At 64.4% G+C, this 8,436-nt stretch carries 9 protein-coding genes and 1 pseudogene; 5 read left to right on the top strand and 5 right to left on the bottom strand.

Going from position 1 to position 8,436, the window contains the following annotated elements:
- Positions 1-263 precede the first annotated feature (263 nt).
- Positions 264-686, top strand: coding sequence for an MAPEG family protein (locus tag FNJ47_RS42805; protein ID WP_163162391.1), 423 nt, complete (start codon positions 264-266; stop codon positions 684-686).
- 22 nt (positions 687-708) lie between these two features.
- Entirely contained in the window at positions 709-2,007 is a 1,299-nt protein-coding gene (locus FNJ47_RS42800) for an RsmB/NOP family class I SAM-dependent RNA methyltransferase (RefSeq protein ID WP_163162389.1), read from the top strand.
- 106 nt (positions 2,008-2,113) lie between these two features.
- Here the strand turns inward: FNJ47_RS42800 and FNJ47_RS42795 are convergent, their stop codons facing one another.
- The gene (locus FNJ47_RS42795; protein WP_163162387.1) at positions 2,114-3,388 is read right to left on the bottom strand and encodes an MFS transporter; all 1,275 of its coding nucleotides are present in this window, start codon (positions 3,386-3,388) and stop codon (positions 2,114-2,116) included.
- A gap of 114 nt (positions 3,389-3,502) precedes the next feature.
- On the opposite strand from FNJ47_RS42795, the gene FNJ47_RS42790 reads away from it, so the two are divergent.
- Positions 3,503-3,955, top strand: coding sequence for a winged helix-turn-helix transcriptional regulator (locus FNJ47_RS42790; protein WP_163162385.1), 453 nt, complete (start codon positions 3,503-3,505; stop codon positions 3,953-3,955).
- A gap of 123 nt (positions 3,956-4,078) precedes the next feature.
- Here the strand turns inward: FNJ47_RS42790 and FNJ47_RS42785 are convergent, their stop codons facing one another.
- A complete protein-coding gene (locus FNJ47_RS42785; protein WP_163162382.1) occupies positions 4,079-4,411 on the bottom strand; it encodes a DHCW motif cupin fold protein in 333 nt (110 codons plus the stop codon).
- A 215-nt stretch (positions 4,412-4,626) separates the two neighbouring features.
- On the bottom strand, positions 4,627-4,998 hold the full coding sequence (locus FNJ47_RS42780) for a nuclear transport factor 2 family protein (RefSeq protein ID WP_163162380.1): 372 nt from the start codon (positions 4,996-4,998) through the stop codon (positions 4,627-4,629).
- Between the two features lie 138 nt (positions 4,999-5,136).
- Here FNJ47_RS42780 and guaA point away from each other — a divergent pair, with 138 nt between their 5' ends.
- Positions 5,137-6,735, top strand: coding sequence for a glutamine-hydrolyzing GMP synthase (gene guaA, locus FNJ47_RS42775; RefSeq protein ID WP_163162393.1), 1,599 nt, complete (start codon positions 5,137-5,139; stop codon positions 6,733-6,735).
- A 46-nt stretch (positions 6,736-6,781) separates the two neighbouring features.
- On the opposite strand, the gene FNJ47_RS42770 is transcribed toward guaA, so the two are convergent.
- A complete protein-coding gene (locus FNJ47_RS42770; protein ID WP_163162378.1) occupies positions 6,782-6,976 on the bottom strand; it encodes a hypothetical protein in 195 nt (64 codons plus the stop codon).
- Between FNJ47_RS42770 and FNJ47_RS52000 the strand changes: the two genes are divergently transcribed.
- Positions 6,977-7,954, top strand: coding sequence for an ATP-binding domain-containing protein (locus tag FNJ47_RS52000; protein WP_175068497.1), 978 nt, complete (start codon positions 6,977-6,979; stop codon positions 7,952-7,954).
- 374 nt (positions 7,955-8,328) lie between these two features.
- Here the strand turns inward: FNJ47_RS52000 and FNJ47_RS42755 are convergent.
- Positions 8,329-8,436, bottom strand: a pseudogene (locus tag FNJ47_RS42755) (IS5/IS1182 family transposase); the annotation flags it as partial.

Raw genomic sequence — 8,436 nt, 5'->3', positions numbered from 1 at the left:
GCAGCGCAATGGCGATCAGGACATAGAACAGCACCGGCAGCTCGAACTGGTTGGCAAAGCAGTTGCCGAACTGGGTGGCGCGCTCCGGCCAGTTCGGCTGGCGCAGCGCGATATCCTTCATCCGTCACTACTGAAACCGCCATTGGTCCCAGGAGTTGGTCACCTGGGCTAGGGTGACGGTTCAACGGATTACCCAGGCGCCTTTTTGGGACGCTTCATTGTATTGGGCCGCTACGGCGGTTAAGAGGGCTGAGGAGATTCTGATGTCGGTTCAAATGGTTCTGTTGCCGGTCTTCGTCCAGATCGGGCTCACCTTCGCGCTCCTGTTCGGGATGGCGACGTTGCGCACGAGGACGCTGGCGAGCGGCGAGACCAGGATGAAGGATATCGCGCTGCGCCAGCCGAACTGGCCGGAGCGCGCCACCCAGTTCGGCAACTGCTTTGCCAACCAGTTCGAGCTGCCGGTGCTGTTCTATGTCCTGATCGCCATTGCGCTGCCGCTCCGCCGTGCCGATCTGTTCATCGTGCTGATGTCCTGGGTGTTCGCGGTCGCGCGGTTTGCCCATGCCGGCGTGTTCGTCACCTCCAACGACGTGCGGCCGCGCTCGCTCGCCTGGTTCGCCGGCGTGCTGGTGCTGGCGGCGATGTGGCTGTATTTCGCGCTCAGACTGCTGCTGTTGATCTGATGCGCCCAACCGAAAGAGACCAATGACCCCCGCTGCCCGGCTCTCCGCCGCGATCGAGCTGATCGCCACCATCGACGCACAGCGCATTCCTGCAGCGAAAGCGCTGAAGGAATGGGGCACCGCGCACCGCTATGCCGGCTCCGGCGATCGCGCCGCGATCTCCGGCCTGATCTGGGACGTGCTGCGCCGGCAATCCTCCGCGGCCTGGCTCATGGACGATGCCAGCGCCCGCTCGCGGGTGCTTGGCATGCTCAAGCTCGAACGCGGCATGGATGTCGCCACCATCGCGGCGCTGTGCGACGGCGGCCGGTTCGCGCCGGAGCCGCTGACCGCAACGGAGCAGGCCGCGCTGACCTCGCGCTCGCTCAAGGATGCGCCAGCGCATGTCGCTGGCGATTATCCTGACTGGCTCGACCCGCATCTGGCAAAGGTGTTCGGCGACGAGCGCGCCGCCGAGGCCACCGCGATGGCGAGCCGCGCACCGCTCGATCTGCGCGTCAACACGTTGCGGGGCAAGCGCGAGAAGGTGCTGCCGCGCCTGTCGCATCTCGGTGCTGCGGAAACGCCGTGGTCGCCGCTCGGCCTGCGCATCGAGCTCGGTGCCGATGCGCGCAATCCCGGCATCCATGCCGAGGAGGATTTCATCAAGGGCGCCATCGAGGTGCAGGACGAGGGCTCGCAGCTCGCCGCGCTGTTCTCGGCGGCAAAGCCCGGCGAGCAGGTGATCGATCTCTGCGCCGGTGCCGGCGGCAAGACGCTGGCGCTCGCCGCCATGATGGACGGCAAGGGCCGGCTGATTGCGACCGACAGCGACAAGCGCCAGCTCGCGCCGATCCACGAGCGGCTGTCGCGCGCCGGCGTGCACAATTGCGACGTCCGCACGCCGCGCGGCGAGGACGAGGTGCTGTCCGACATCAAGGCGTCAGCCGATCTCGTGCTGATCGACGCGCCGTGCACGGGCACCGGCACCTGGCGCCGCAATCCCGACGCCAAATGGCGCATGCGTCCCGGCGCGCTCGAGGTGCGGCTGAAGGATCAGGCCGAGGTGCTGGAACGCGCCGCGCCGCTGGTGAAGGCCGGCGGCCGCATCGCCTACATCACCTGCTCGGTGCTATCGGAGGAGAACGGCGAGCAGGTGAGGGCCTTCATCGCGCGGCATCCGGAATTTTCGGTGCAGCCGCCGGAGCAGACCGCATCCGTGCTGTGGGACAAGGCCGAGGCGTTTGCGGAGGCCGCGTTGCTGTCGCCGGAGGGGCTGCTGATGACGCCGCGCCGCACCGGCACGGATGGGTTCTTCGTCTCGGTGCTGAGGAAGGCGTGACGCTTTCCTGCCGTCATTGCGAGGAGCGTAGCGACGAAGCAATCCATCTTTCCGCGTGCGGCGCGATGGATTGCTTCGCTTCGCTCGCAATGACGGGTTGAACACCCTACGCTTCGGAGCACGCGCCCGCTCGCTCCGGCGTCCTGCTCACCACAATGACCCAGAACAGCAGCGCAATCGCGCTGATCGCGGCACCCAGCACGCAGACGCCGAGCCAGCCGGCGGCGGCATAGGCCATCGTCGAGCTGATCGCGCCGAACCCCGTGCCGATCGAATAGAACACCATGTAGCCGCCGACCAGGCGGCTCGCGGCGTCGGGGCGCGCGGCGACGATCAGGCTCTGGTTGGTGACGTGGATCGCCTGCACCGCGAAGTCGATCATCACGACGCCAACCAGCACCAGCCACAGCGACGTATGCAGGCAGGCGATCGGCACCCAGCCGGCGAGCATCAGCAGCAGCGACAATCCGGTGGTCCGCTGGCCCCAGCCGCGATCGGCGAGCTGGCCGGAATTGCGTGCGGCCAGCGCGCCGGCGAGACCGGCGATCCCGAGCATGCCGATGGTGGTGTGCGACAGCGACAGCGGCGGTGCGGCGAGCGGCAGCACCACCGAGCTCCAGAACACGCTGAAGCTTGCGAAGATCAATAGCGCGAACACCGCGCGCTCGCGCAGCACCGGCTCCTCGACGAACAGCGCGACCGTCGAGCGCAACAGCTTTGCGTAGGACGCTCCGGCCATTGCCTGCGGCGCGTGCCGCGGCAGCGCGCGTGCGAGCAGCGCCGCCAGCACCAGCGTCAGCGCCGCCGAGGTCAAATACACCGCGCGCCAGCCGGCGAGATCGGCCAGCGCGCCGGCGGCAAATCGCGCCAGCAGAATGCCCGATACCACGCCGCTGGTGACGGTGCCGATGGTGCGACCGCGGTCGGCCGGTGCCGCCAGCGTCGCGGCGTAGGCGACCAGCACCTGGATCACGACGGCAAGCAGCCCGACCAGCACCATGCCCGCGAGCAGCACAACGGCGTTCGGCGCTGTCCCGACGATGGCGAGCGCGATTGCCGACAGCACGGTCTGGCCGACGATCAGCCTGCGGCGGTCCCAGAGATCGCCGAGCGGCACGATCAGCATCAGCCCGAAGGCGTAGCCGATCTGGGTCAGCGTCACGACGCCGCCGATCGCCGCGGGCGTGATGGCCAGATCCCGCGCCATGGTGTCGAGCAGCGGTTGGGCAAAATAGATGTTGGCGACGCTGAGCCCGCAGGCGACGGCGAACAGCAGCACGACAGCGGGTGAAAGCGCGCCCGCCGTCGCGTCGCCGGGCTTCCGGTTCGTCGTGTCGTTCCGCTGGGCCGGTCCGGCCTCTGCCATGGTCTGGTTCGTCATCTCGCCTCCGCTGCAATTCGCAATCTGGTCTTATAATGAGACCAGTTGCATCGCGTGCTGTCTAGTCCTATTTTAAGACCAGTTCGGAATCGTGATCGAGCGAGGCGGAGTGCGATGAAGCGGACTGGATTCGCAAAGGCGGATTGCCCGGTGGCGCGCGCGCTGGACGCGATCGGCGACTGGTGGTCGCTCCTGATTGTGCGCGACGCATTCGACGGCTTGCGCCGGTTCGGCGATTTCCAGCAGAACCTCGGCATCGCCAAGGGCATGCTGACGACGCGGCTGCGCACGCTGGTTGAACTCGGCGTGCTCGAGCAGGTCGCGGCGTCAGACGGCAGCGCCTATCAGGAATATGCGCTCACCAAACGCGGCCACGACCTGTTCCCGATCGTGGTCTCGTTGCGGCAATGGGGCGAGGCGCATCTTTATGCCCGCGGCGAGGCGCATTCGGTGCTGCTGGACCAGGCTGGCCACGCAGTCGGCCAACTCGTGCTGCCGTCGAAGAGCGGCAAGCCGCTGAGCTGGGCGGAGACGAAGGTGCGGAAAGTTGCGGCGCGGAGGCGGTGAGTGCAGAAAGTGCGGCGCTCTCTCCACGTCTTTGCGAGGAGCGGAGCGACGAAGCAATCCATCGCTCCGCTTATGCGGATAAATGGATTGCTTCGCTTCGCTCGCAATGACGAAGGCGTCAGCTCAATCCACAATAAACAGCGTCGCGCCCGTCGCGGTCGACGAGCGATGCGCGGCGTCGCCGAAATCGGAGACCTGGTAGCTCATGCCCGGCTTCAGCGTGAATTTGCGGCCGTCGCGTAATTCGGTGTCGAGCTCGCCAGTGACGACATAGAGCACATGGCCGCGGTCGCACCAGTGATCGGCGAGATAACCCGGCGAATACTCGACCATCCGCACCCGCAGCTCGCCGATGTTGAGCGTGCGCCACAGCGCTTGCCCGGTCTCGCCGGGATGCACCGAAGGTTCGACATGGCTCCAGTCGGTGACGGTGAAGGGCAGGGTCGGGATTTTCATGCGCATGGTCCTAGTTATTTGTTCATCATATGGTTTTGCATCCCTAAACGCTGACGTCATCCTGAGATGCGCGCCGAGTGCTGCGCAAGCAGCGCTCGTTGCGCCTCGAAGGATGGTTGGAGCCGGGCCGTCGCCCTTCGAGGCTCGCTCCGCTCGCACCTCCAGCGACAAAGGCGAAGCCTTTGCGCGGGGGTGACGGTAACCACGCAACAACCTCAACCCACCAGATGGTTCGCCGATCCCTGCACAATCTTGCCCTCGGCATCCAGCCGCAGATACTCGCAGATCTTGCTACCGCGCTCATTCCGGTAGAACACGACGACGCTGTCGGGCGAGACATAGAGATCGATCAGCTCGAAATGCAGCTCGGGCAATTTTGCCAGCGCCGCACTCCAATAGGCCCGCAAGTTCGCCTTGCCGCGCACGGTGCCTGTCGCGCCGAAGCCGAACGCCGGGATCCGGTCCGAGGTCATCTCGGTGTCCTCCGCATACATGGCGAGCACCCGCTCGAGGTCGCGCGCGTTCCAGGCGGCGATCCAGTCGCGGCCGAGCGCAGCGAGGCGCGAGGGTTCGTGAAAATCCGGCATTGGTTTCCTCCATGATCGGCTTTGGCCAAATTAGGTCAATAATACTGACCTATATCGATTTGTCCATGCCCAAAGAAGAATGTGGGCGCAACGCTGGCCGCGGTTGCGGGGGCGGGCGCCGTCGCGTATCTGCTTGCCATGACAGCCCAGCACACAGCCCGTGACTCGTCGACGCCACCTGCGGCCTCGGCGCATGACAAGATTCTGATTGTCGATTTCGGCAGCCAGGTGACGCAACTGATCGCCCGCCGCGTCCGCGAGATGGGCGTCTATTCCGAGATCGTGCCGTTCCAGAAGGCGGAGGCCGCCTTCAAGGAGATGAAGCCGAAGGCCGTGATCCTCTCCGGCGGTCCGGAGTCGGTCCACGAGACCGGCTCGCCGCGCGCCCCGCAGCTGATTTTCGAATCCGGCGTTCCCGTGCTCGGCATCTGCTACGGCCAGATGACCCTGGCGGCCCAGCTCGGCGGCGAGGTCGAGGGCGGGCATCATCGCGAATTCGGTCGCGCCGATGTCGAGGTCAAGACCGACAGCCAGCTGTTCGACGGCGTCTGGGGCCACGGCGAAAAGCACCAGGTGTGGATGAGCCATGGCGACCGCATCACCAGGATGCCGCCCGGCTTCTCGGTGGCCGGCACCTCGCCGAATGCGCCGTTCGCGATCATCCAGGACGAGAAGCGGAAATATTACGGCCTGATGTTCCACCCCGAAGTGGTGCACACGCCCGACGGTGCAAAACTGCTGCGTAACTTCGTCCGCAAGGTCGCAGGGCTCACCGGCGACTGGACCATGCGCGCGTTCCGCGAGGAGGCGATCGAAAAGATCCGCGCGCAGGTGGGGAAGGGCAAGGTGATCTGCGGCCTGTCCGGCGGCGTCGATTCCGCGGTGGCGGCGGTGCTGATCCATGAAGCGATCGGCGACCAGCTCACCTGCGTGTTCGTCGATCACGGCCTGCTGCGGCTCGACGAGGCCAAGACCGTCGTCGACCTGTTCCGCAACCACTACAACATCCCGCTGGTCCATGTGGACGCATCGAAGGAATTTTTGGGCGAGCTCGAAGGCGTCACCGACCCCGAGGTGAAGCGCAAGACCATCGGGCGCTTGTTCATCGACGTGTTCGACGCGGAAGCCAAGAAGATCGGCGGCGCGGAATTCCTGGCGCAGGGCACTTTGTACCCCGACGTGATCGAGAGCGTCTCCTTCACCGGCGGCCCGTCGGTCACCATCAAGTCGCACCACAATGTCGGCGGCCTGCCGGCCCGCATGAACATGAAGCTGGTCGAGCCCTTGCGCGAGCTGTTCAAGGACGAGGTGCGCGTGCTCGGCCGCGAGCTCGGCCTGCCCGAAGTGTTCGTCGGCCGCCACCCGTTCCCGGGCCCGGGCCTCGCCATCCGCTGCCCCGGCGACATCACGAAGGAGAAGCTCGACATCCTGCGCAACGCGGATGCGGTCTATATCGACCAGATCCGCAAGCACGGCCTCTACGATGCGATCTGGCAGGCCTTCGCCGTGCTGTTGCCGGTAAAGACCGTCGGCGTGATGGGCGACGGCCGCACCTACGAATACGTCGTGGGCCTGCGCGCCGTCACCTCGACCGACGGCATGACCGCCGACTTCTACCAGTTCGACATGAAATTCCTGGCCGAAACCGCGACGCGCATCATCAACGAGGTGAAGGGTGTGAACCGGGTGGTGTACGACGTGACGTCCAAGCCGCCGGGCACGATTGAGTGGGAGTAGGGGGTAGTTGTTGAATGGACTTAAGATTGTGTGCAGCTGCGCTAGCTCATTGGCGTCGCGGCGCGCGCTTTGCTGACTGCACGACATAGCGCTTAAACGTCCGTTCGCCGGACTTCACTCGCCGCCATTCCGTCTTCAGTAGAGTCTGCGACGCGCTCAAGAACTGAGCCTCAATGGCGCGAATGTTTTCGGTTGTAAGTTTTGCTTCGTCAGCGGTGAAGGCGATGATCCGGCGCTGCATATGGATTGGTTTCGTGACGATCGTGGAATCGTCAAATGGTGGAATCCCATTGATGGCGCGGTGATGCCGACGCGAGATGATCCGAACTGGAAGCTCGCCTGCCAAGTCGCTTTCGCCGCTAGGTTTCACCGTCCGAATCTCGAGGTCGAGACCTATCGCTACTTCTATGATGACGATGCAATGGGCGACGTCTTCGTGGAAGAGAGTGCCACGCCGTTTCCAGCGCGGTTGATACGCGAGATCGGCTTTTTTCTTGTGCCGGCGGCAAGAACCTGGGACCGAACAATATCGTTCGGGTCGGAGTTGTTCCGCAGGGTTGTTGCGGCAGGCGAGGGGCAACCCTCGGAATCGGTTCTTAGCGAACGCGACAGGTTGCGCGTGCCACAGGATCGGCTTGAACAGGATGAGCATCTCGCGCCGATCGTCGATAGGCTAAACCGCGAATTGCGCGGCTTCTTTCGCACAGCGCCCACCCTTCAAGGGCCCTGCGGCCGACAGGGGAATGGTCCATACACGATTCATTGGGAAGGGACAGATCGGGACGAGACGCGCGGGATCGTCGCAGCCCTTGAACTCGCCGTGGTGTCCTCCGGCGAAGCAACGCTAGCGGCACTGCGTCTTCTTCTTCCGTCGGGCCCGGTGCGTGCGGCGATGGCGTGGGTTCGCAATCAGATGCACGCCCTGGGACGTGTCGAATTCGCTCGTGCGGAAATTGAAGCTGTGATTGCTCGAAACGTGTCTCTTCATAGACATCACGGGAGCGGCATTTCGCGCACTTTCACGGCCTTGACGGTGCAACAGGCAAAGAATCGTGAGTTCGACGGAGTAGTCGTGTTGTGGCCTTATCAGGTCGGCGGTGACGAGGAGCATAAGCGTCGGCTGCTGTACAATGCAGTGACGCGAGCTCGGCGCTGGTGTCATGTTATCGTCCAGGGACGGAGCATATTGACTGCGCCTCCGTTTACGCAGCAAGTGTAGCCCGGATGAGCGCAGCGATATCCGAGGCATTTTCCATCAGCGTGTCGCGCGGGTGTCCCGCACGTCGCCGTTGCTCATGCGGGCTAGGCGCTATGTTGCCCCCGACGCAAATCAAATCCCGCTCCACCACCTGCGACAAATCACCCCGACGGGCAACTCAGCAAAACCTGTCAATCCGCCCCTAAGAAAATATTCCGCTAGGCGTTTGACCCAACTCAGATGTTCAATATGTGCGTCTCACCCGACACGAGGGGCGGATCGCGATCGTCACGAACGCGGGTCGAGATGCGGTGGACGCTGAATGCGCGACTGACGAGTGCGCGTGAGGTGGACGGCGAAGTCGTGTGGTCCTGACGCCCTAGGTGGTGTGGACACTAGCGCATCCATAGAACAATGGCAGCGAGAGTGACGACGGCCCGGTAATTCCGGGCCGTTTTTTCGAAGCGGGTTGCGACACGTCGGAACTGCTTGAGCTTTGAGAA

It is taken from the genome of Bradyrhizobium uaiense, from assembly GCF_010811875.1.
Classification (GTDB): domain Bacteria; phylum Pseudomonadota; class Alphaproteobacteria; order Rhizobiales; family Xanthobacteraceae; genus Bradyrhizobium; species Bradyrhizobium uaiense.
The sequence above is the reverse complement of the archived record's forward strand: the minus strand, read 5'-3'. Positions and strand labels throughout refer to the sequence as shown.

Excerpts from the sequence above, each read along its gene's own strand:
- FNJ47_RS42805 (WP_163162391.1), top strand. The coding sequence starts at position 264 with ATGTCGGTTCAAATGGTTCTGTTGCCGGTCTTCGTCCAGATCGGGCTC.
- FNJ47_RS42790 (WP_163162385.1), top strand. The coding sequence starts at position 3,503 with ATGAAGCGGACTGGATTCGCAAAGGCGGATTGCCCGGTGGCGCGCGCG.
- FNJ47_RS42795 (WP_163162387.1), bottom strand. The coding sequence starts at position 3,388 with ATGACGAACCAGACCATGGCAGAGGCCGGACCGGCCCAGCGGAACGAC.
- FNJ47_RS42785 (WP_163162382.1), bottom strand. The coding sequence starts at position 4,411 with ATGAAAATCCCGACCCTGCCCTTCACCGTCACCGACTGGAGCCATGTC.
- FNJ47_RS52000 (WP_175068497.1), top strand. The coding sequence starts at position 6,977 with ATGGATTGGTTTCGTGACGATCGTGGAATCGTCAAATGGTGGAATCCC.
- FNJ47_RS42780 (WP_163162380.1), bottom strand. The coding sequence starts at position 4,998 with ATGCCGGATTTTCACGAACCCTCGCGCCTCGCTGCGCTCGGCCGCGAC.
- guaA (WP_163162393.1), top strand. The coding sequence starts at position 5,137 with ATGACAGCCCAGCACACAGCCCGTGACTCGTCGACGCCACCTGCGGCC.
- FNJ47_RS42770 (WP_163162378.1), bottom strand. The coding sequence starts at position 6,976 with ATGCAGCGCCGGATCATCGCCTTCACCGCTGACGAAGCAAAACTTACA.
- FNJ47_RS42800 (WP_163162389.1), top strand. The coding sequence starts at position 709 with ATGACCCCCGCTGCCCGGCTCTCCGCCGCGATCGAGCTGATCGCCACC.